This window comes from Streptosporangium heterodermiicola (assembly GCF_051390675.1).
In the GTDB taxonomy this organism is placed as follows: Bacteria; Actinomycetota; Actinomycetes; order Streptosporangiales; family Streptosporangiaceae; genus Streptosporangium.
On sequence record NZ_JBPJSR010000011.1, the window covers coordinates 61,507 to 83,631 of the forward strand.

A 22,125-nucleotide genomic window follows, 5' to 3' on the forward strand; every position below is an offset into this window, starting at 1 on the left:
CTCGCCGACCCGCCATCCTCGCCGTTCCTCCGAAGCCGATCCTTCGAGTTCTTCGCGCCGATCCCCGGGCCGGTTTCCCGGCACCTTCCGCTTCGGCACACCCGCGCGCGGGACGCACCGGTTCCCGCACCGTACCCCCCACGGAAGCTGACAATGACCGAACACAGCGCACCGTCCCAGCCGAAACTACACGACGTCGTCGAGGCGGCAGGCATGCCCGTCGGCGCCGGTCTCGTCAAGCCCGGTTACGACCCCCGGCTCGCGAACGAGGACCTGGCCCCGCTCCGCGAGCAGACGTGGTCCTCGTACAACATCTTCGCCTTCTGGATGTCCGACGTGCACAGCGTCGGCGGCTACGTCACCGCGGGCAGCCTGTTCGCCCTCGGGCTGGCGAGCTGGCAGGTCCTGTTCGCGCTGATCGCGGGCATCATCATCGTGAACGTGTTCTGCAACCTGGTCGCCAAGCCGAGCCAGGTCACCGGCGTGCCGTACCCGGTCATCAACCGGGCGATCTTCGGGGTGCGCGGCGCGAACATCCCGGCCATCATCCGGGGGCTCATCGCGATCGCCTGGTACGGGGTGCAGACCTACCTCGCCTCCCAGTCGCTCATCATCATCTTCCTCAAGTTCTGGCCCGCGTCGGCGTCGCTGAACGAGGGCGGCTTCCTCGGCCTGTCCGCGCTCGGCTACATCTGCTACGCCATCCTCTGGGTGGCCCAGGCGGCCGTGTTCTGGAAGGGCATGGAGGCGATCAGGCGGTTCATCGACTGGGCCGGGCCCGCCGTGTACGTCGTCATGGTCGTGCTCGCCGTCTATCTGGTGAGCCAGGCGGGCTGGGAGAACATCAGCCTGGACCTCTCCGAGGGCGAGAACCTCGACTTCGGCGCGTCCATTCCGGTCATGCTCAGCGCGATCGCCCTCGTCGTCTCGTACTTCTCCGGGCCGATGCTGAACTTCGGTGACTTCTCCCGGTACGGGAGGTCGTTCGCGGCGGTGAAGAAGGGCAACCTGCTCGGGCTGCCGATCAACTTCCTGTTCTTCTCGCTGCTCACGGTGGTCACCGCGTCGGCGACCGTGCCCGTGTTCGGGGAGCTCATCACCGACCCCATCCACACGGTCGAGCGCATCGACACGCCGTTCGCGATCCTGCTGGGCGGGCTCACCTTCGTCATCGCGACCATCGGCATCAACATCGTGGCGAACTTCATCTCCCCGGCGTTCGACTTCTCCAACGTGAACCCGCAGAAGATCAGCTGGCGGACCGGCGGCATGATCGCGGCGGTCGGCTCCGTGCTGCTCACGCCGTGGAACTGGTACAGCAACCCGGACGCCATCCACTACACGCTCGGCATCCTCGGCGCCCTGATCGGGCCGCTGTTCGGCATCCTGATCTCCGGCTACTACATCGTGAGCCGCCAGCGGGTCTGGGTGGACGACCTGTTCACCCTCGAACCGACCGGCCGCTACTTCTTCAGGGGCGGCTACAACCCCAACGCGGTCTGGGCGACGGTGCTCAGCGGGGTCCCCGCGATCGCGTCGGTGCTGGTGCCGAAGATGCTGCTCGACCTGGGGATCACCACGATCGACGTGACCTGGCTCTCCGACTACAGCTGGTTCATCGGCTGCGGGCTCGGGTTCGCGGCGTTCACCCTGCTGGAGATGGTCTCGCCGAGGATCGGCGGTCTCGGCCACGACACCGAGCGGGTGTCGGACGGCACGGCCCTGGCCGGTTGATGACCCGCGTCGACATCCGGGTGATCAACCCCAACACCGCGCGGGCCATGACCGAGAACATCGGCCGGTGCGCCCGCGCGGTCGCGGCGCCGTCCACCGTCGTCACGGCCGTCAACCCGGCGATGGGCCCCGAGTCGATCGAGAGCCACTACGACGAGGCCCTGGCCGTGCCGGGCCTGCTGGCGGAGATCGCGGCGGGCGAGGCGGCGGGGGCGGACGGGTACGTCATCGCCTGCTTCGGCGACCCCGGCCTCGACGCCGCCCGCGAGCTGGCCTCGGGGCCGGTGGTCGGGATCGCCGAGGCGGCCATGCACGCCGCCACCCTGGTCGGCCGGAGCTTCAGTGTCGTGACGACCCTCGCCAGGACCACGGGCCGGGCGTGGGACCTCGCCGCCCGGTACGGCTTCGCGGGCGCGTGCCGGGGGGTGCACGCCTGCGACATCCCCGTACTGGAGCTGGACGACCCCTCCTCGGACGCGCGGAAGGTGGTGACCGCCCTCTGCGCGGCGACCGTGGAGCGGGACGGATGCGACTCGATCGTGCTCGGCTGCGCGGGCATGGCCTCGTTCTGCGCGGACATCTCCCGGGCCGTCGGGGTTCCCGTGATCGACGGCGTGGCCGTGGCGACCAAGCTCGTCGAGTCGCTGGTCTCCCTCGGCCTGCGGACGAGCACCCGGAACGAGTTCGCCCCTCCGGGCCCCAAGAGGTACACGGGCCTGCTGCGCGACTTCTCCGTCTGACGTGCGGCCCGGCGCCCTGCCTCCGGCACCGCGGCGCGGGACAGGGGTAATTCCCGGGAGCATCCGCCCTGGTGGGGCGCGGCCCGGTAAAGCGCTTTCCAAAAAATATGCAAGTCGCCGCATCCGGGGGCTCGTCGTTCTACGAAAAGCCTCATAACGGATTCAAGGGACGGGGTGGGTGATCGTGGAGCTGGTGTTCCAGGCAGTGATCGCCGGGGTGATCGCCGCGGCGGTCCTGGGGGCGGTGATGGGTTTCCGCTGGTACCGTCGCCGGCACCGGTGGCCCTCTTTGGAGAAGTCATGGACGGACGACGGCGAGGGACTTTCAGCGCTTCCGGAGCCCGGAGGCCAGGATGACGGGCACCTCGGAGTCCTGTACACGCCGCGGGTCTCGTCGGGCGTCAGGCCGTAAGAGTCGCAGGGGTCACACGGGCGGGGTCCGGCGCAGGATCGTCGCGGTGTCCTGAAGGGCGTTCAGCACGGGGACGAGCAAGGGGTGCCGTTCCGCGCCCCGGCGTACGGCGGTGAAGACGCGGCGCTCGGGGCCGGGCACCGGGCGGATCACCACGCCGGACAGGTCGGTGCCGCGCAGGGCCAGGCGCGGCACCATCGCCACCCCGGCCCCGGCGGCGGCCAGCGCGACCACCGCGCTGAAGTCGTCGGAGGAGTGGGCGAACTCGGGGATGAAGCCCGCGTGCTCGCAGGCCAGCGCGATCACGTCGTGGCAGGGGTTGCCCGGGTAGGGGCCGATCCAGGTCTCGCCCGACAGGTCCGCGACCGTCACCTCGCTCCCGGAGAGGCGATGGCCCCGGGGGAGCACCAGGTCGAACGGCTCCGAGTAGAGCGGGATGCGTGACAGCCGCCTGTCGTCCTCGGCCGGGGCCCCGCGGTACTCCACGGCCACGGCCGCCTCCACCGCGCCGTCCAGGACCATGGTCAGGCTCTGGTCGCCCTCGGCGTCCAGGACGCGCACACGGATGCCGGGCTCCTTGTCCCTCAGGGTGCCGACGGCGGGGGCCACGACCAGCCCGATCGCGGTGGCGAAGGAGGCCACCCTCACCTCGCCCGCCGTGCCGGCCGTGTAGGCGGCGATGTCGGCCCCGGCCCGCTCCAGCTGGGCGAGGATCTCGTTGGCGTGATCGAGAAGGATGCGCCCGACGGCGGTGAGCCGCACACCCCTGCCGTCGCGGTCGAGCAGCCGGTGGCCCACCTCGTGTTCCAGGGCGACGAGCTGCTGGGAGACCGCCGAGGGGGTGAGGTGCAGCGCGGCGGCGGCCGCGGTGACCGTGCGGTGGTCGGCCACCGCGCGCAGGGTTCTGAGCCGCCGCGTGTCTATCACCTCTGTATTCTCGCCGAGGTCACCCGTGAACCGCGACAAGTGGCCTTTTGGTGATCGTCGCCGGTGCTTGACGGTCAGGTGCGGCCGGTGCTCGTTCACGGGCTGGGCCGGGCCGTTGGGTTCGGCCCGGAGAGCTCGGCCCGGAGAGCTCGGCCCCGGCGGGCCGGGCTCAGCCGCGGGCGGTGGCGAAGGCCGCCAGGGCGCGGTCGACGTCCTCGGTCGAGTGGGCCGCGGACAGCTGGACCCGGATGCGGGCCTGGCCGTGCGGGACCACGGGGTAGGAGAAGCCGATCACGTAGACGCCCAGCTCCAGCAGGCGTTCGGCCATCGCGGCGGCCTCGGCGGCGTCGCCGATCATCACCGGGACGATGGGGTGGTCGCCGGGCAGGATGTCGAACCCGGCCTCGGTCATGCCGGTGCGGAACCGCTCGGTGTTGGCGCGCAGCCGGGTCCGGGCCTCGTCCGAGCCGCTGATCAGGTCGAGGACGCGCAGCGACGCGGCGGCGATCACCGGGGCGAGCGAGTTGGAGAACAGGTAGGGGCGCGAGCGCTGGCGGAGCAGCTCGCAGATCTCCCCGCGCGCCGCCACGTAGCCGCCGCTGGCCCCGCCGAGCGCCTTGCCGAGCGTGCCGGTGAGGATGTCGACCCGATCCCGTACGCCGTGCAGCTCGGGGGTGCCGCCGCCGTGCTCGCCGACGAAGCCGACGGCGTGCGAGTCGTCGACCATCACCATGGCCCCGTACCGCTCGGCCAGGTCGCAGATCTCGCTCAGCGGCGCGACGTAGCCGTCCATGGAGAAGACGCCGTCGGTGACGATCAGCCTGCGCCGGGCGTCGGCGGACTCCTTGAGCCGCGCCTCCAGCTCGGCCAGGTCGCGGTTGGCGTAGCGCAGGCGCCGCGCCTTGGACAGCCGGATGCCGTCGATTACGCTCGCGTGGTTGAGGGCGTCGGAGATCACCGCGTCGCGGTCGTCGAGCAGCGTCTCGAACACGCCGCCGTTGGCGTCGAAGCACGAGCTGTACAGGACGGTGTCCTCCTGGCCGAGGAAGTCCGACAGCCGTGCCTCCAGCTCCTTGTGCACCTCCTGGGTGCCGCAGATGAAGCGGACCGAGGCCATGCCGAAGCCCCAGCGGTCGAGGGCCTCCTGGGCGGCGGCGACCACCTCGGGGTGGTCGGCCAGGCCGAGGTAGTTGTTGGCGCAGAAGTTGAGCACCTCGCCACCGCCCGCGACCGCGATCCCGGCGCGCTGCGGGGTGGTGATGACCCGCTCGGGCTTGAGCAGCCCGGCTTCGGCGATCTCGTTCAGGGTCGTACGGAGGTCGTCGCGGAGATTGTCGAACATCAGGCGGTCCAATCCGAGGTGATCTCGCCGGTCCTGTCCCCGGCGGCGGTGTCGAACATCAGGCGGTCCAGACCGAGGTGATCTCGCCGGTTCCGCCGTGGACGGTCATCAGGCCGTCCAGTCCAGGATGATCTTGCCGGTCCTGCCTCCGGCGGCGGTGTCGAAGGCCGCGTCGAAGTCGCGGTAGGAGAAGCGGTCGGTGATCACCGGGGAGAGGTCGAGGCCCTTCTCCAGGAGCACGGACATGGCGTACCACGTCTCGTACATCTCCCGCCCGTAGATCCCCTTGAGGGTGATCATCGAGGTCACGATCGTCGCGAAGTCGACGGCGAACTCCTCGGCGGGCAGGCCGAGCATCGCGATCTTCCCGCCGTGGGACATGGAGGCGATCATGTCGCGGAGCGCCTTCGGGTTCCCGGACATCTCCAGGCCCACGTCGAAGCCCTCGCGCATGCCCAGCCCGTCCATGCCCTCCCGGACGGACGTCTCCGCGACGTTCAGGGCCAGGGTGACGCCGAGCTTGCGGGCCAGCTCCAGCCGCTCCGGGCTGACGTCGGTGACGACCACGTTGCGGGCGCCCACGTGGGTGGCGACCGCGGCGGCCATCAGCCCGATCGGCCCGGCGCCGGAGATCAGCACGTCCTCGCCGACCATCGGGAACGTCAGCGCGGTGTGCACCGCGTTGCCGAACGGGTCGAAGATCGCGGCCACGTCGAGGTCGACCGGGACCCGGTGCACCCAGACGTTGGAGGCCGGGAGCGTCACGTACTCGGCGAAGGCGCCGTCGCGGTTCACCCCCAGCCCGATCGTGCTGCGGCACAGGTGCCGCCGTCCGGCCATGCAGTTGCGGCACTTGCCGCAGACCAGGTGCCCCTCGCCGCTGACCAGGTCGCCGGGGGCGATGTCCTCCACGCCCGGCGCCACCTCGACGACCTCGCCGCAGAACTCGTGGCCGATGACGAGCGGCGTCCGCAGCGTCTGCCTGGCCCACGCGTCGAAACTCCGGATGTGCAGGTCGGTGCCGCAGATCCCGGTGCGCAGCACCCTGATCAGCACCTCGCCGGGGCCGACGGACGGCTCGGGCACGTCGGCCAGCCACAGGCCCGGTTCGGCCCTCTCTTTGACCAGCGCTTTCATAGCGGATTCCCCCTCAGCTCCGACCCTACGCACTGTGCCCGGTCACCTTCGGGGGTGTCCATCGCGGTTTTCTTAACCCCACCCACAGCGTTGCTTCACGCCCGGCTTCCGAGACCTGTCGATGTACCCGGGCCTTTGCCGTCAAATCGGACAGGTGTCGTCCTCGCGGGTCGAAGGGCTCGGCGACGACCGGTGCCGGATCAAGGCCGGGGATCCGGTGTCCCTTTCCTGGCGGCGACTTCCACTGATTGCAGTCGGAATATATCGCTCGGTAATCAGCCGCACATCGCTCGTGCGGATGCTTGTGCAAATTACAAGGAAAGGTGCGTCATGACCGAAGCCATGAACAACTACCTCATCGCCCCAAGATCACGAAAAAGTCCGAGATCCAGGCAGGAACCCTCTACTTCCACGCCGAGACCTGGAACAGCACGAACCAGAAATGGCAGGCACGCAGCGCCTGCAAGACCTGTGACGTGTGGCTGAAGGAGATCGGCGCCTGCAGCACCTGAGGGTTCGGCATCCGGGGGTCCGGCCTCCCCGCCGCGACGGCGGACGTCGCGACGGGGGCAACCGGGCGCGGGCGCGACCGGGGCGGGCGGGCCCAGCCGGAGGGCGACCGGCGGGGTGGACTCAGGGCGCGTTCGGCTCGCCGGCGGCGGCGAGCCGCCGGAGGGCGGCCGGGGACGGGCGGGGCTCAGGGGGTGGTGCGGTGGTGCTCCTCCCGCGTTCCCGCTCCTGACGGCGTCCCCGTGCCCGTCCCGAGGAGGTCGTCGCCGGGCAGGTGGGCGGGGGGCGCGTTGAGCTGGCGGGGGCCCAGGTCGGCCTCTGCGGCCTCGGCGACCGCCTCGGCGGCGGCCTTCTCGGCCAGGATCCGCTCCTCGGCCGCCGCCTCGTTCACCCTGGGGGTCTCGCGGACGGCCGACGACTGCGGCAGCGCCTCGGTGAACGCCCTGGAGACGCCCTGGATCGCGGAGGTGACCTCGCTGGGGATCACCCAGAACGTGTTGTTCGGGCCCTTGGCCAGCTCGGGCAGCACCTGAAGGTACTGGTAGGCCAGCAGCTTGGGGTCGGGGTCGTTGCGGTGCACGGCCTGGAAGACCTCGTCGATGGCCTGCGACTGGCCCTCGGCCTTGAGGATCGCGGCGCTCCGGTCACCCTCGGCCCGCAGGATCGCGCTCTGCTTGTCGCCCTCGGCGGTGAGGATCTGCGACTGCCGCTGGCCCTCGGCGTTGAGGATCGCGGCGCGCTTGTCCCGCTCGGCGCGCATCTGCTTCTCCATCGCCTCCTTGATGCTCTTCGGCGGGTCGATGGCCTTGATCTCCACCCGGTTGACCCGGATGCCCCACTTGCCGGTCGCCTCGTCGAGCACCCCGCGCAGCTGGCTGTTGATCGTGTCGCGCGAGGTCAGCGTCATCTCCAGGTCGAGCGAGCCGACGACGTTGCGCAACGTGGTGACCGTGAGCTGCTCCACGGCCTGGATGTAGTTGGCGATCTCGTACGCCGCCGCCCGGGGGTCGGTGACCTGGAAGTACAGGACCGTGTCGATCTCGACGACCAGGTTGTCCTCGGTGATCACCGGCTGGGGCTTGAAGGAGACGACCTGCTCGCGCAGGTCGATCATCGGGTAGACCCGGTCGATGTACGGGATCACGAAGTTCAGGCCGGGCTTCAGCGTGCTGTGGTAGCGGCCCAGCCGTTCCACGTTGCGGGCCCTGGCCTGGGGGACGATGCGCACCGAGCGGATCACGGTGAAAACCGCCAACAGGACGATGAGAAGTCCGGCTATGAGCAGAGCGTCCATGGTGTCACTCCCGTGGATACACGAGCGCGGTCGCGCCCTCGATCTCGATGACGTCGACGGTCGCCCCGGCGGGTATCACCAGGGTCTCGTCGTAGGCCCTGGCGGACCACTCCTCGCCGCCGATCCGCACCCGGCCGTCCCGGCCGGTCACCTCGCGCAGGACGTAGGCGGGCTTGCCCACGAGCGCCTGGATCCCGAACCGCTGGCTCCGGGGCTGCCGCATGGTGAGCTGGCGCTTGGCGATGGGCCGGACCACGACCACCCCGGTGACCAGGGAGGCGATGAAAACCACGAGCTGGAGCGGGACCGGCAGCCCGAGCCCGGCGGCGACGGAGGTGATGAGGGCGGCTCCCCCGAGCAGGCCGAGAGCGGTGGTCAGGGTGAGTATCTCGGCGACCCCCAGCGCTACCGCCAAGATCAACCAGATGACCCAATACTCCATGCTCCGGCCCTCCTGCCTGTACAACGCGCCGGACGTCCGGGAGGTTCCTCTTCCCACCGTATGTCCTTCGCCGGATCGCCGACAGGCCCGGCTCTTAGGCCGGATCCCGGGGCTACCGGGCGGGCTCGATCGTTCCCGAGACCGCGCCCAGGGTGATCACGGTTCCGCCGGGCCCGGGGGCGGTCGCGGTGATCGTGACGGTGTCCCCGTCCTCCAGGAAGGTCCTGGCCGAGCCGTCGGGCAGTTTCAGCGGCTCGGTCCCGTTCCAGGTCAGCTCGATCAGCGAGCCGCGCTCGCCCGGCCCGGAGCCGGAGACCGTGCCGCTGGCGTAGAGGTCGCCGGTGCGCAGGGCGGCGCCGTTGACGGTCATGTGGGCGAGCATCTGGTCGGGCGTCCAGTACATGTCCCGGTACGGGGGCCGGGAGACGACCTCGCCGTTCACGGAGACCTCCAGCCGCAGGTCGAGCCCCCACGGCTCCTCGCGGCGCAGGTAGCCGAGCGGTTCCGGGTCCTGCGGCCCGCCCTCGACGCGCGCCTCCGACAGGGCCGCGAGCGGGGTGATCCACGGCGACATCGAGGTGGCGAAGGACTTGCCGAGGAACGGGCCCAGCGGGACGTACTCCCACGCCTGGATGTCGCGGGCGCTCCAGTCGTTGACCAGGGTCACCCCGAACACGTGGTCCTCGAACCGCCCGGCCCGGTCGCCGAGGGCCGTGGGCGTGCCGACGACGAATCCCAGCTCGGCCTCGATGTCCAGCTTGGCGGACGGGCCGAAGACCCCCGCGCCGCGCTGCCCGGAGGGGCGGGTGACGGGGGTGCCGGACGCGACGACCGTCCCGGCCCTGCCGTGGTAGCCGACCGGCAGGTGCCGCCAGTTCGGCTTGAGCGGCTCCTCGTCGGGACGGAACATCCGGCCCAGGTTGGAGGCGTGCTCCAGCGAGCAGTAGAAGTCGACGTAGTCGGCCACCTCGATCGGCAGGTGCAGCGTGACCTGGTCGAGCGGGACGAGGTGCGGGCCCATCACCGCCTGGTCGGTGCTCAGCTTGTTCTGGATCAGGGCGCGGGTGTCGCGCCACGCGGCCGGGCCCCTGGACATGAAGGCGTTGAGCGAGCCGGTGGCGAAGACCTCGTCGTGCAGGGCCCCGGCCAGGTCGACCACGTGGTCGCCGTACCGGACGCCGACGCGAGGGGTCTCCCCCTCGTGGCGGGAGAAGACTCCGTAGGGCAGGTTCTCCAGGCCCCAAGACATCACACGCTCTCCTCTTCTGTTCCGGTGGTCACCGCGGGCGGGCGGCGCGCGATCAGGCCCAGGGCCACCAGGTCCTCGATCGGGGTGTGCGTGTCGCACGACCCGTACGACACCAGCAGCTCCCTGGCGCGCGTCGCGGTGTCGTCGGGCACGGCCTGCGCCAGGCGTACCAGCTCGCCGACGTCGGTCAGCTTCAGCACCGGGACCGGATCGCGGTCCTCCACGGCCGCGCAGACCGCGAGGACCAGGTTGAGGAAGCCGTGCCGGTCCACGCCCAGCACGGGATCGAAGTGGCGGACCGCGTTGTGCAGCCCGGCGGTCGCCTTGAACGGCACGCCGTGCCTCGCGCAGTGCGCGATGAGGGCGCCCAGGTCCGCCGCGCCGGGGAAGGCCCCGGCGGTCACCCCGCCGCAGCGGAACTTCAGGCCGGGGCCCGTGGCGTCGCGCGGCAGGGAGGCCAGGTAGGCGTGGTCGCCCGTGGGCACCTCCACGAACAGCCGGGTGTCGACGGGCAGCCGTCCGGCCAGCCGCTCCGCCACGCTCCCCGGTGTCTCGCCCGGCGCCTGCCGTACCTCGACCAGCTCCACGGCGACGTCGTCGAGGGGCGGGACGTCGGGGGTGTCCAGGATCAGGCCGAGCCGGATCGGGAAGGTCAGGTGGTCGCGGAGCTCGGCCAGGCGTCCGGCCGGGCAGAGGAACCGGTGGGTGAGCACCGGGTCGTTGCCCGCCAGGTCGTTCCCGTGCCGCTCCAGGGCCTCGGCCATCGGCAGCCCGGTGGGCGGGAACAGCCCGGCGTCGTCGACGAGTCCCCGGAAGAGCACCGCCGTTCCCATCCCCACGCCGTCCACAGCCACGCCCGTCCCGGTGCTCGTGTGTGCGCTCATGGTCCTGTCCCTACCCCGTGCCCGCGTCGCCAACGGGCCCACGTCCGTCAACGGGCCCACGTCCACGCGTACGCGGGGTCCTCGACCGACAGCCCGGCCGGGCCCAGGTCGAGGGGGCGGAAGGTGTCGACCATCACGGCCAGCTCGCTCGTCTGGGTGTGGCCCTGCCGCACCGCCTCGATGACGGCCTCCACGGCGCCCGGCTGCGGGCCGTGGGTGAAGCCCGCCGGGTGCAGCGAGACCGAGCCGACGTCGATGCCCGAGCCCCTGCGCGCGGTGTAGTCGCCCCCCGCGTAGAACATCAGCTCGTCGGAGTCGACGTTGTGGTGGTTGTACGGGATCGGGATCGCGTCCGGATGGAAGTCGAGCGGCCGGGGGCAGAACGAGCAGATCACGAAGTTGGGGCCCTCGAAGGTCTGGTGCACCGGCGGCGGGGCGTGGGTGCGCTTCACGACCGGCTCGAAGTCGCCGATGTTGAACGCGTACGGGTAGAGGCAGCCGTCCCAGCCGACCACGTCGAACGGGTGGTCGCGGTAGACCAGCCGGGTGAGCCCGCCGCGCGTGCGGACCAGCACCGGCACCTCCTCGCCCTCGGCGATCAGCGGCTCCTGCGGGGTGCGCAGGTCGCGCTCGGAGTAGGGGGCGTGCTCCAGGAACTGGCCGTACTTGGACAGGTAGCGCTTGGGCGGCCGGATGTGGCCCGCCGCCTCGATGGTGAACGCCGTGACGGGACCGCGCGGCACCCAGCGGTGGATCGTCCCGGTGGGGACGACGACGTAGTCGCCCTCCCCGGCCTCGATCGCCCCGTACGTCGACTCGAACCTGACCCGCCCGCTCGCGATGTAGACGCACTCGTCGCCCATGGAGTTGCGGTAGAGCCCGCTGGGCGCCTCGCTCGCGACGTACGACATGCGGACGTCGGCGTTCCCGGCGAGCAGCCCGCGCCCGGTGACCAGGTCGCCCCCGGCCGGCAGGTCCTGGGTGCGCAGGTGGCGGGGGGAGAGGGGCACGTTGGGGGTGAGGAGTGCCCGCGACGCGTCGGGCTCGACGGCCTCGGCCTTGATGATCGCCGTGGGGAGGTGGCGGTGGTAGAGCAGCGACGAGTCGCTGGAGAACCCCTCCTCGCCCATCAGCTCCTCGGCGTACAGCCCGCCGTCGGGCCGCCGGAACTGTACGTGCCGCTTGCGGGGGATCTCTCCCACGACCCGGTAGTACGGCATCCGCTTCTCCCAGCTCTGTCCGCTTATCGGACGCATACGTCCTTTATACGAACAACCATCTGTCAGGGGCGGGGAGATGTCAAACCTCGTCTCCGGGGGTTGTGTCGGCCGGTGAGGGAAAAGTATCTTCACATCAAGATATGTGTGAGGGGTCGCGATGCTGCACCACGTCCTGCTGGCCTGCCCCCCGGGGAGCGAGCCGGTCCTGCGTGACTTCTACGAGGGCGTGCTCGGCCTGGCCGAGATCCCCAGGCCTCCCGCCCTCGCCACCCGAGGCGGGTGCTGGTTCCGGGGCCACGGCGTCGAGCTGCACCTCGGGGTCGAGGACGACTTCCGTCCCGCTCGCAAGGCCCATCCGGGGCTCCTGGTCCGCGACCTCGACGAGTGGGCCCGGCGTCTGGGCGAGGCCGGTTACCCGGTCGACTTCGACGACGACTTCCCGGGGATGCGCCGCTTCCACAGCGAGGACCCCCACGGCAACCGCCTGGAGTTCCTGGAGCCGCTCCCCTGAGCGTTCAGGGACGCTCCTCCTGGTAGACGTCGGGGATGCCGTCGCCGTCGTCGTCGGCGGTGTCGGCCTCGTGGATGCGCCGGTAGGTGCGATTGCGCAGGCGCAGGACGAGCGCCGCCGCCAGGGCCGCGATCAGGGAGCCCGTCAGGACCGCCACCTTGACGTGGGCGTCGCGCTCGCTGCCGGGCCCGAAGGCGAGTTCCCCGATGAGCAGGGAGACGGTGAACCCGATCCCGGCCAGCACCGACAGCCCGCCCACGTCCACCCAGGCCAGGTTCTCGTCCAGGTCGGCGCGGGTGAAGCGGGACACCAGCCAGGTCGCGGCCATGATACCGATGGGCTTGCCGACCACGAGCCCGATGACGACGCCCACCGCGATCGGGTCGGTCAGGGCGGTGACCAGGCCGCTCAGGCCACCGAAGGCCACCCCCGCCGACAGGAACGCGAACACCGGCACGGCCACCCCGGCCGAGAGCGGCCGAAGGCGGCGCTCGAAGTGCTCGGCCAGGCCGGGCCCGGCGTCCGGGCCCCCCGCCCGTTCGCCGCGGACGACCGGGACCGTGAAGGCGAGCAGCACCCCGGCGACGGTGGCGTGCACCCCCGAGGCGTGCACCAGCGCCCAGGTCGCGGCGGCGAGCGGGAGCAGCGGCCACCAGGCGCGCACCCGGCGCTGGACCAGCACGGCGAAGAGCGCCAGCGGGACCAGCGCGCCCAGCAGGGGAAGTACCGACAGGTCCGCGGTGTAGAAGATCGCGATGATGACGATCGCCAGCAGGTCGTCGACCACGGCCAGGGTGAGCAGGAAGGTGCGCAGCGCCGCGGGCAGGTACCGGCCGATGACCGCGAGCACGGCGAGCGCGAACGCGATGTCGGTGGCCGTCGGGATCGCCCAGCCCCGCGTCGCGCCGTCCCCGGCGCCGCTGGAGAGGGTGACGAGCAGGTACAGCACGGCCGGGACGAGCACGCCGCCGAACGCGGCCGCGACCGGCACCGCGGCCCGCCGCGCCTGGCGCAGGTCACCGGCGACGAACTCGCGTTTGAGCTCCAGCCCGGCGACGAAGAAGAAGATCGCGAGCAGCCCGTCGGAGGCCCAGGCCGCCAGGTTCAGATCCAGGTGCAGGGCCCCGGGGCCGACCCTGACGGCGCGCAGCGCCTCGTAGGCTCCCGACCAGGGGGAGTTCGCCCAGATCATCGCCGCCACCGCACCGGCCAGCAGCAGCGCCCCGCCGACGGTCTCCCCGCGCAGGATGTCCGCGACGCGGCGGGCCTCGTCCCACGAACCCCGGCTGAACAGGCGGGGCGTGCCGGGTGAGGTGCCGCTCATGGGTGCTCCACTTCGAGGTCGGGGCAGAGACCACCGACTTCGAAGTCAGGTCAGGGACCACCGACTTCGGGGTCGGGTCGGACATTGCCGACCAGACTTCCCGGCGCACCGGTGTTCACCCTACCGGCGGGCTCACCGGAGCCCGGCGCGAGGGTGCCGCGCGGGGGTCGCGGGGGTCGCGGGGGTACGGTCCTTCCACGGCACGGCCTCCTCCAGCCGGGCGGCGACCCGGAGCAGCAGGTCCTCGCGGCCGTACGCGGCGACGAGCTGCACCCCGATCGGCAGCCCCTCCGCGCTCCGGCCCAGCGGCAGGCTGATCGCGGGCTGGCCGGAGATGTTGAACACCGCGGTGAACGGCCCGTAGTCGAAGATCGACTCCAGCCAGCTCGTCACGGTGTGGCCGGGGTCGTCGTACCGCAGGGTGCCGTGCGGCGCGGGAAGGCGGCCCAGGGTCGGGGTGACGAGCAGGTCGTACCCGGTGAAGAACGCCCCCACCGACCGGCTCACCCGGTTCTGCGCGTCGAAGGCCCCCATCAGCCGCGCGACGCTCAGCTCCCTCGCCTCCTCGAAGGCCCGCAGGGTGACGGCCTCCACCTTGGCGGGGTCCGGCGGTCGCAGGGCCGTGAGCAGGGGCGCTGCGACGGCGAGGGTCGCGGTCGGCACCATGGCGCGCATGACGGCGTCCCACTCGACGGCCGGGCTCGCCTCGGTGACGAGGTGTCCCGCCTTCTCCAGTACGCGGCCCGCCTCGACGGCCGCCGAGGCCACCTCCGGGTCCACCGCCGCCCCCGACCACGCCCGCGTGGTCACGGCCACCCGCAGCACGCCAGGATCGGCCCCCGGCTCGTCGGCGTATCGCCCGGCGGGGGGCGGGGCGGTGTACTTGTCGCCGGGGGCCGGTCCCTGGACGGCGTCCAGGAGGTGGGCGGTGTCGCGGACGGTACGGGTCAGCCCGAGCTCGTAGGACAGCCCGAACAGCGCCTCGCCCAGGTCGGGCCCGCACGGCGTCCTGCCCCGGCTCGGCTTGAGGCCGACCAGCCCGCAGCACGAGGCGGGGATCCTGATGGAACCGGCGCCGTCACTGCCGTGCGCGACGGGCACCGCACCGGCCGCGACCAGGGCGGCGGCACCCCCGCTCGAACCGCCCACGCCCCTTCCGGGGTCCCACGGGTTGAGGGTGGGCCCGTACCTGACCGACTCGGTGGAGAAGCTGATCAGCATCTCCGGGACGGTGGTCATCCCCAGGGTGACCAGCCCGGCGGCGCGGAACCGCGTCATCAGCTCGGTGTCGTGCCGGGCGACGACCCCCTCGATGCTCCGGCTCCCGCAGCAGAACGGCACCCCCTCCGCGACCGGGCCGTTGTCCTTGATCAGGAACGGCACCCCCGCGAGCGGCCCGTCGGCGGCGTGGTCGAGCGCCCGGGGGAACAGCGGCAGCGCGAGACCGTTCACCTCCGCGTTCGCCGTCTCAAGGGCCTCCCGGGCGACGGTCTCGACCTCGGCGGCGGTGACCTCACCCGCCTCCATCAGGCCACGCAGCCCGACGGCGTCGTATTGCACGTACTCGTGAAGTTCCACCGGCATTTCCTTTCTGGGGGTGTTTCGCGGCGTTCCCGGCTTCGGTGTTCTTCTCGCGTCGTGCGGCCGGTACGTCGAGCCTCGGCCCGGTACGCGTCGTGGTCATCCGGGGCAGCACTGAACACCGGTACTGAAAGCCGGTATCGGGCCGGAGCCCGCCGGTCCGCGTACGAGTTCGCGGACTCGTACGCGGGAGGGGTCCGCCGGTTCGCGTACGAGGGGCGGTGTTCCGCCACCTGTGCTGTCGGGCCCGCGCTGTCAGACTTGGGGGATGGACATCCGACGCGGCCCGGACGCCTTCGTCGGGCGCGAGCGCGAGACGGCACTGCTGCGCGAGGCGATCGCAGCCGCTCGCGAGGGCAGGGGCGGCGTCGTCCTGGTCTCGGGACCGGCGGGAATCGGCAAGTCACGGCTGGTGGAGGAGGCCGTCGCGGGTGAGACGGCCGTCCTGTGGGGACGCTGCCTCGCGGAGGACGGCGCCCCGCCGCTGTGGCCGTGGCTGCGCGTCCTCGGGAGACTCCCCGGCGGGCCGCTTCCCAGCGGGGTTGCCGGAATCACGGGGGCTACCGGGTTCGCCGGGGTCGCTGCCGCCGGGTTCGCCGGGGGCACCGGGTTCGCTGAGACCGCTGAGACCGCTGAGACCGCTGGGATCGACGGGGACGCTGAGACCGTCGGGACCACCAGAGCGGCCGGGAGCACCTGGGCCACCGGGGCCGCTGGTCTCGCTGAGACCGCTGGGGGCGTCGGGGGATCCGGCGCGCTGGACGCGTTCGAGGCGGCGGCGGTGCGCTTCCGGCTGCTGGCCGCTCTCACCGACGTCCTCACCGGGGCCGCCGAGGAGGCCAAGGGGCTCGTCGTCGTGATCGAGGACCTTCACGACGCCGACGAGGCGTCGCTGGCCCTGCTCCGCCACGTCGCGTTCGAGGCCGCGGAATCGCGGCTGCTCGTCGTCGTGACCCACAGGAACGCCACCACCCGGCGCGCCACCGAGACCCTCGCCGAGGTCGCCCATGGCCGCGCGACACGGGTCGTCCCGCTCGCGCCGCTCACCGTGCCGGACGTCGAGCGATATCTCACGGCCCTGCCGGGCGGCGCCACCCCGACCGGCTCGGTGCCCCGTTCGGCGGCTCGCTCGGTGGCTCGTTCGGTGCACGAGCGCACCGGCGGGCTGCCCCTGCTCGTGTCGATCATGGCGCGGGCCCTCGACGAGACCGGCTTCGGCCCCGGCTCTGCTCCCGGTCCCAACCCCGGTCCCGGTCCCGGCCCAGCCTCCGGTCCTGGTATCGGCTCCGCCACGGGGACCCCTCCCGGCATCGGTTCCGGCAAGGGGATCGATCCCGGTACGGGGATCGGGAGCGGCGACGGGGAGTGGCTGCCTCGGTTGCCGTCGGCGGATCTGCGGCTTCTCGTCGCGAAGATGCTCGACGGGCTCGATCCGGCGGTACGGGACACGGTGAGTGCGGCGGCGGTGCTCGGCGAGGACCTTGACCCCGTGCTGCTCGCCGACGTCGAGGATCTGCCTCCCGCCACGGTGTCCGGCCGTCTCGACACGCTCGCCGGGACCGGCCTGCTCACCCGTACCGGTGACATGCCGCCCCGATACCGCTTCACCCACGCCCTTGTCCGCGAGGGGGTCGTCGCGGAGTCGGTACCGGCGGCCTCCGCGTTGCACCGGCGAGCGGCCGAGTCGCTGCACCGGCGGCTGGGCGCCGATCCCGCGCACGCCGCCCGCATCGCGGCCCACTGGAGGCAGGCCGGTGACGACGCCGAGGCGCTGCGGGCCACGCTGCGCTGGACGCGGGCCGCCGCCGCGCACGCGCTGCGGTCCCTGGCCCCCGAGGAGGCGGTCCGGTCGCTCGACCAGGCTCTGGAGGTGCTCGGTCGTGTGGGGGCGGGGCAGGCGGAGCGGGCGGAGCTGCTCGTCGAGCTCGCGACCGCCGAACGCCTCGCCGGATGGATCCCGCGAAGCGCCGGGCACTGCCGCGAGGCGGCGGACGCGGCCGAGTTCGCCGGGCGGCCCGACCTGCTCATCGCCGCCGCGCTCGTCATCTGCGGGGTCGGCGATCCGTCGGTCGTCGTGCGGACGGTCGCCCTGTGCGATCGCGCGCTGTCCGCCCTGGATGCCGTGGAGGCCCTGGATGCGGTGGACGCCCTGGATGCTGTGGACGCCCTGGATGCTGTGGAGGCCCCGAACGCCGTGGATGCCGTGGATGCCGCGAACACCTTGGACGCCTTGGACGCTATGGACACTCTGGACGCCCTGCCGGGAACCGCCCTCCACGCCGGTACCGGTACCGCCCGTGACGAGGACGCCCATGTCATGACCGTTCCGGAGGTGGCCGTCGCCCGTGCCCGCCTGCTCGCGCGGAAGGCGTGCCTGGAGGTCGAGGCGGGGAGGTCGGCGGGTGCCGTACGGGAGTCGGCGGAGGTCCTGCGGCTGGCGGAGGCGTGCGGCGATCCGGTCGCGCTGCTCGACGCCGGGCGAGCCAGGGCCGGGGTCCTCGACGGGCCGGGCGACGTGGCCGAGCGCCTGCGGATCGGCGAGCTCGCGATCCGGACCGCGTCGCGCGCCGGACGGCCGATGGCCGCCGCGCGGGGGCACGTCTGGCGTGTCGACGCGGGCTACCAGCTGGTCGATCTCGCCGCGGTCGACGACGAGATCGCCAGGCTCGGCGAGCTGGCCGCCACCACGCGCCTGCCCGTGGCCCGCTGGTACCACCTGCGCGTGTCGGCGGCGCGCGAGGCGCTGGCGGGCCGGTTCGACCGGGCACGCTCCCGGTCGGCGGAGGCGGGGGAGATCGCCGCCCGGATGGGCGACCCCCTCGCGTCCCTGGTCACGGACGTCTTCGGGCAGCTTCTCGCGCTCGTACGCGGTGACCGGAGCGACCTGCCCCCCGGCTACCGGGAGTCTTTCGCGGTGATTCCTCCCATCCCCGTCGTCGAGGCCGCCCACGCCCTGTGCCTGCATCTCGACGGGGCCTCGGGGGAGGCGTTCGCCGGGTACGAGCGCCTGCGCCTGCTGTTGCGGGAGCCGGTGCCCGGGGTGCGGGGGATGGGAGTTCTGCAGCACCTGACCGAACTCGTCGAGGCGTTCGACGACGCCGAGGCCGCCGGGTGGGCGTACGCCCTGTGGCTGCCCTGGGCAGGCGCCGGGGGCCTGCCGGGTAACGCGGACAGTTTCTGCGGAGGCGCCTCGGCGCGGGCCCTCGGCCGGATGACCGCCGTCATGGGACGGCTCGACGAGGCCGCGGAGACGCTGCGGGCCGCGGCCGAGGTCAATCTGCGTCTCGACGCGCGGCCCTGGCTCGTCCACACCTGGCTCGACCTCGCCGACGTGCTGCGACGCCGGGGAGCGGCCGGTGATCACGCCGAGGCCGCGACGCTCGCCGCCCGCGCCGGGGCCCAGGCGCGGCGGCTGGACCTGCCGGGACCGCTGGCCCGCGCCGATCGGCTGCTGGCCGACATCGAGGCCCGGCACCGCGCCGCCGACCCGCTGACCGCCCGGGAACGCGAGGTGGCGGGCCTCATCGCGCGGGCGCTGTCGAACCGGCAGGTCGCCGGGCACCTCGTGCTGAGCGAGCGTACGGTCGAGAGCCACGTGCGCAGCATCCTCGCCAAGCTCGGCCTCACCAACCGGGCGGAGCTCATCGCCCACCTCCTCGGCGACCGCCCCTGAGGGGCGGGGCCCGGCGGTTGCCGCTGTGAGACAGGGGAGTCGCCGTGAGGCGGGGGTCAGGGTTTGCGGCCCACGGCGCAGAACTCGTCCACCTCGCGGTCACCGCCGGTGACCGGCGGTCCGGGACGCCAGAGCGGGCACGAGACCACACCGGGTTCCACCAGCTCCAGGCCGTCGAGGTAGCTCGCGATCTGCTCGGGGTCACGGAGGACGTACGGGACCGAGCCGGCCTCGTTCCAGACGGCGATGGCCTTCTCGAACTCCGGGCCGCGGATCACGTTGGTGCCGTCGGCGACCGCCAGGTAGCTGCCGGAGGGCAGGGCGGCCAGCAGGCGGCGCGTGGCCGTTCGCCCCTCGTCGATGTCGGGGAGGTGGCCCAGGATGTTCATCAGCATGAGCCCGACGGGCCTGTCGAAGTCCAGGGCGGCCCTGGCGGCCTCCAGGACCGCGTCGGGATCGCGCACGTCGGAGTCGATGTACTCGGTCACCCCCTCGGGGGTGCCGATCAGCAGGGCACGGGCGTGCGTCAGCACCATGGGGTCGTTGTCGACGTAGACGACGCGCGCGTCCGGGGCCACCTGCTGGGCGATCTGGTGGGTGTTGTCGAAGGTGGGCAGCCCGGTGCCGATGTCGAGGAACTGGCGGATCCCGCCCTCGCCGGCCATGTACCGGACGGCGCGGGAGAGGAACGCCCTGGACGAGCGGGCAATATCCACGATGTCCGGAAAAATATCGATGAACTGGTCACCGATTTCGCGGTCGACGGCGTAGTTCTCCTCGCCGCCGAGCCAGTAGTTCCAGATCCGGGCGGAGTGGGCCACGCTGGAGTCGATCTGGGCGGGAGCGCGCGAGGCGGACTCCTCGGGCATGAAGCACTCTTTTCCTGACACCGGAGAGCGAAGATCCTTATCTGGCCGTCTTGCTGGTTTCGTACTGTTCTCAGGAGATTTGTTTGGTTGCCCGGCTGATGTGCGGCGAAAGAGGCATCAGGTGAGCGAGCCGGACAGTTCCGCCGCCGCGGCGGCGACCCGGGGGCCCACGGCGTCCGGGTCGAGCGGGGTGAAGGTGACCACGCCCACCGACGCCTCCAGCCAGGGGAGGCCGGGCACGGGGGCGGCGACGCCCCTGGCCCCCTCCTGGAGCTGGCCCTCGGAGACCAGATAGCCGGTACGGCCCTCGCGCAGGGCGAGGATGGCCAGTCCGGCGGCACCCCGTTCCAGCGGGTGGCGGGAGCCCTCGCGGTAGGCGACGTGCATGTTCGTCCAGGAGGGTTCGACCACCGCCACGGCCAGGCCGTCGTCGCCCTCGGCCACCGTCAGGTGCGCGGTCGCCCCGACCTCCTCCGCCAGCCTGCGCAGGGTGGGGAGGGCGCCCTCCCGCAGCAGCGGCTGTACGGCGCGGGCCAGGACGAGGACCCCGAAGCCCAGGTGGACCCGCCCGTCGCCGTCCCGGCGGACGAAGCCCTCGCTCTGGAGGGTGGTGAGCAGCCGGTACACCGCCGGGCGGCTCAGCTCCAGCTCCGCCGCCAGCTCCGTGGGGGTACGGCCCCGCCGCCCGTCGGCGAGCAGGCGCAGCAGCCGCAGGCCGCGCTCCAGGGTCTGCGAGGATTCGGCCGGCATCTAGGACGCCCGCTGGGCTGGAAGCATGCCCCGATTATCGCCCGGCCCCCGGGGCGCCCACCGGGCGGGGATCATGCTTCGGCCGTCGTCCGGTCGGCCCCGGAAGGCGGGACCGTGCCCGGTCGTCGTCGTGATGTGAACGGACAGTCCCGGTATGGGCCGATCACCCCTGGGCCCCCGCTAGCTGCAATGCCCCGAGGCTGTTTTCCTGGGATCCTCGACAGGTGGTCATACGTTGCCTCATCGTCGACGACAACGATCACTTCCGCAGAGCCGCCCGGGTGTTACTCGAAGCGGAGGGGATCGCCGTGGTCGGCATGGCCTCCGTGAGCGACGACGCCCTCCGGCAGGCCGACGACATCCGGCCGGACGTCGCGCTCGTCGACATCGATCTCGGTGAGGAGAACGGCTTCGACCTGGCCCGGCGGCTCGTGGCCGAGCGGCTCGGCACCCCGCGCGTCATCCTGATCTCGACGCACGCGGAAGGGGACTTCGCGGAGATGATCGCGGTCAGTCCCGCCACCGCCTTCCTCTCGAAGTCGGCCCTTTCCGGGGCGGCCATCCGGAGAGTCCTCGGGGAGGCCGGCGACGACGAGGATCTCGGCGGACCCGTACGCGTCCCGTGACGCCGGACCGGCCCCTGGCCGGCCCGGGGCGGCGGCTCGCCCTCAGGCGGGAACCAGCGGTCGGCGGCTCTCGGCGGGCGTCGAGGAAGGCTCTCGGCGGGTGCCGAGGAAGGCTCTCGGGCGTCCAGGAAAGCCATGGATGTCGAGGAAGGCTCTCAGCGGGCGTCGAGGAAGGTCAGTACGGCGAGGACGCGGCGATGGTCGTCTTCCGTCCCCGGTATCCGCATCCGGGACAGGATGCTGTGCACGTGCTTCTCGACCGTCCCCTCGGTGATCCACAGCTTGTGCGCTATGCCGGAGTTGGAGCGCCCCTCGGCCATCAGGGCCAGAACCTCCTGCTCGCGCGCCGTGAGGAGCCCCAGCGGGTCGTCCCTGCGGTGGGTCCTGATGAGTTCCCGTACGAGACTCGGATCGACGACCGAGCCGCCCTGGGCGATGCGCCCGAGCGTCTCCACGAGGTCGTCGACACCGGTCACCCGGCTCTTGAGCAGGTAACCGACCCGGTGCCCCGTGGCGAGCAGCTCCATCGCCTCCTCCACCTCGATGTGCGCGGACAGCAGGAGGATCCCCGTCTCCGGGAACTCCTCGCGGATCACCCGCGCCGCGTCGAGGCCCTCGTTGGCGTGGGCCGGCGGCATCCGGATGTCGAGAATGACGAGATCCGGCCGGTGCAGCCGGACGAGGGCGAGGATCTCCGCGGCGTCCCCGGCCTGGCCGACGACCTCGAAACCCGACCGCGACATGAGGCTCGCCACCCCCTCGCGGAAAAGCACGTCGTCGTCCGCCAGCGCTATTCGTATCCGCTCCCCGCTCACCGCTCCCGCCCTTTCGCCGTGCGTTTCTCCCCGAATTCTGGTTGCAGAATGGTCATGCCGGGTTAAAGGAATTACATATCGGATG

Annotated in this window: 19 protein-coding genes; 6 read left to right on the plus strand and 13 right to left on the minus strand. The window is 72.0% G+C overall.

Annotated features, from left to right (window positions below):
* Nucleotides 1-153: 153 nt before the first annotated feature.
* Together ACSC1Q_RS23745 and ACSC1Q_RS23750 are read left to right on the plus strand one after the other, a co-directional pair.
* Entirely contained in the window at nucleotides 154-1,734 is a 1,581-nt protein-coding gene (locus ACSC1Q_RS23745; protein WP_436760903.1) for an NCS1 family nucleobase:cation symporter-1, read from the plus strand.
* The gene (locus tag ACSC1Q_RS23750) at nucleotides 1,734-2,474 is read left to right on the plus strand and encodes an aspartate/glutamate racemase family protein (RefSeq protein WP_436760904.1); all 741 of its coding nucleotides are present in this window, start codon (nucleotides 1,734-1,736) and stop codon (nucleotides 2,472-2,474) included. Before ACSC1Q_RS23745 ends, ACSC1Q_RS23750 begins: the two co-directional genes overlap by 1 nt.
* Nucleotides 2,475-2,898: 424 nt before the next feature.
* Here the strand turns inward: ACSC1Q_RS23750 and ACSC1Q_RS23755 are convergent, their stop codons facing one another.
* From ACSC1Q_RS23755 to tdh, 3 genes are all read right to left on the minus strand, one after another.
* The gene (locus ACSC1Q_RS23755) at nucleotides 2,899-3,813 is read right to left on the minus strand and encodes a LysR family transcriptional regulator (protein WP_436760905.1); all 915 of its coding nucleotides are present in this window, start codon (nucleotides 3,811-3,813) and stop codon (nucleotides 2,899-2,901) included.
* Nucleotides 3,814-3,982: 169 nt separating this feature from the next.
* Nucleotides 3,983-5,155, minus strand: a complete 1,173-nt coding sequence (locus ACSC1Q_RS23760; protein WP_436760906.1) for a glycine C-acetyltransferase — start codon at nucleotides 5,153-5,155, stop codon at nucleotides 3,983-3,985.
* A gap of 108 nt (nucleotides 5,156-5,263) precedes the next feature.
* On the minus strand, nucleotides 5,264-6,292 hold the full coding sequence (gene tdh, locus ACSC1Q_RS23765; RefSeq protein ID WP_436760907.1) for an L-threonine 3-dehydrogenase: 1,029 nt from the start codon (nucleotides 6,290-6,292) through the stop codon (nucleotides 5,264-5,266).
* 323 nt (nucleotides 6,293-6,615) lie between these two features.
* Here tdh and ACSC1Q_RS23770 point away from each other — a divergent pair, with 323 nt between their 5' ends.
* Complete coding sequence (locus tag ACSC1Q_RS23770) at nucleotides 6,616-6,804, plus strand: hypothetical protein (RefSeq protein WP_436760908.1); 189 nt, start codon at nucleotides 6,616-6,618, stop codon at nucleotides 6,802-6,804.
* 185 nt (nucleotides 6,805-6,989) lie between these two features.
* Here ACSC1Q_RS23770 and ACSC1Q_RS23775 read toward each other — a convergent pair whose 3' ends face one another.
* The 5 genes from ACSC1Q_RS23775 to ACSC1Q_RS23795 form a co-directional block, all read right to left on the minus strand.
* Complete coding sequence (locus tag ACSC1Q_RS23775; RefSeq protein ID WP_436760909.1) at nucleotides 6,990-8,096, minus strand: SPFH domain-containing protein; 1,107 nt, start codon at nucleotides 8,094-8,096, stop codon at nucleotides 6,990-6,992.
* A gap of 4 nt (nucleotides 8,097-8,100) precedes the next feature.
* Nucleotides 8,101-8,538, minus strand: a complete 438-nt coding sequence (locus tag ACSC1Q_RS23780) for an NfeD family protein (protein ID WP_436760910.1) — start codon at nucleotides 8,536-8,538, stop codon at nucleotides 8,101-8,103.
* A gap of 112 nt (nucleotides 8,539-8,650) precedes the next feature.
* A complete protein-coding gene (gene fahA / locus ACSC1Q_RS23785) occupies nucleotides 8,651-9,787 on the minus strand; it encodes a fumarylacetoacetase (protein WP_436760911.1) in 1,137 nt (378 codons plus the stop codon).
* A complete protein-coding gene (locus tag ACSC1Q_RS23790; RefSeq protein ID WP_436760912.1) occupies nucleotides 9,787-10,671 on the minus strand; it encodes a hypothetical protein in 885 nt (294 codons plus the stop codon). Before ACSC1Q_RS23790 ends, fahA begins: the two co-directional genes overlap by 1 nt.
* A 47-nt stretch (nucleotides 10,672-10,718) precedes the next feature.
* Nucleotides 10,719-11,891, minus strand: a complete 1,173-nt coding sequence (locus tag ACSC1Q_RS23795; protein WP_436761106.1) for a homogentisate 1,2-dioxygenase — start codon at nucleotides 11,889-11,891, stop codon at nucleotides 10,719-10,721.
* 157 nt (nucleotides 11,892-12,048) lie between these two features.
* On the opposite strand from ACSC1Q_RS23795, the gene ACSC1Q_RS23800 reads away from it, so the two are divergent.
* A complete protein-coding gene (locus ACSC1Q_RS23800) occupies nucleotides 12,049-12,402 on the plus strand; it encodes a VOC family protein (RefSeq protein ID WP_436760913.1) in 354 nt (117 codons plus the stop codon).
* A gap of 4 nt (nucleotides 12,403-12,406) precedes the next feature.
* On the opposite strand, the gene nhaA is transcribed toward ACSC1Q_RS23800, so the two are convergent.
* Nucleotides 12,407-13,726, minus strand: coding sequence for a Na+/H+ antiporter NhaA (gene nhaA, locus ACSC1Q_RS23805; RefSeq protein ID WP_436760914.1), 1,320 nt, complete (start codon nucleotides 13,724-13,726; stop codon nucleotides 12,407-12,409).
* 132 nt (nucleotides 13,727-13,858) lie between these two features.
* Entirely contained in the window at nucleotides 13,859-15,304 is a 1,446-nt protein-coding gene (locus ACSC1Q_RS23810) for an amidase (protein WP_436760915.1), read from the minus strand.
* 271 nt (nucleotides 15,305-15,575) lie between these two features.
* On the opposite strand from ACSC1Q_RS23810, the gene ACSC1Q_RS23815 reads away from it, so the two are divergent.
* Nucleotides 15,576-18,980 carry a helix-turn-helix transcriptional regulator gene (locus ACSC1Q_RS23815; protein WP_436760916.1) on the plus strand — a complete coding sequence of 1,135 codons (3,405 nt, stop codon included), beginning with the start codon at nucleotides 15,576-15,578 and terminating at the stop codon, nucleotides 18,978-18,980.
* Between the two features lie 56 nt (nucleotides 18,981-19,036).
* On the opposite strand, the gene ACSC1Q_RS23820 is transcribed toward ACSC1Q_RS23815, so the two are convergent.
* Nucleotides 19,037-19,849 carry an SAM-dependent methyltransferase gene (locus ACSC1Q_RS23820; RefSeq protein WP_436760917.1) on the minus strand — a complete coding sequence of 271 codons (813 nt, stop codon included), beginning with the start codon at nucleotides 19,847-19,849 and terminating at the stop codon, nucleotides 19,037-19,039.
* Between the two features lie 117 nt (nucleotides 19,850-19,966).
* Nucleotides 19,967-20,599 (minus strand): IclR family transcriptional regulator, encoded by a 633-nt coding sequence (locus ACSC1Q_RS23825; protein ID WP_350969727.1) that lies wholly within the window; start codon nucleotides 20,597-20,599, stop codon nucleotides 19,967-19,969.
* Between the two features lie 224 nt (nucleotides 20,600-20,823).
* Between ACSC1Q_RS23825 and ACSC1Q_RS23830 the strand changes: the two genes are divergently transcribed.
* Nucleotides 20,824-21,225 (plus strand): response regulator, encoded by a 402-nt coding sequence (locus ACSC1Q_RS23830; protein WP_436760918.1) that lies wholly within the window; start codon nucleotides 20,824-20,826, stop codon nucleotides 21,223-21,225.
* Between the two features lie 155 nt (nucleotides 21,226-21,380).
* Here the strand turns inward: ACSC1Q_RS23830 and ACSC1Q_RS23835 are convergent, their stop codons facing one another.
* A complete protein-coding gene (locus ACSC1Q_RS23835) occupies nucleotides 21,381-22,040 on the minus strand; it encodes a response regulator (protein ID WP_436760919.1) in 660 nt (219 codons plus the stop codon).
* Between the last annotated feature and the right edge of the window lie 85 nt (nucleotides 22,041-22,125).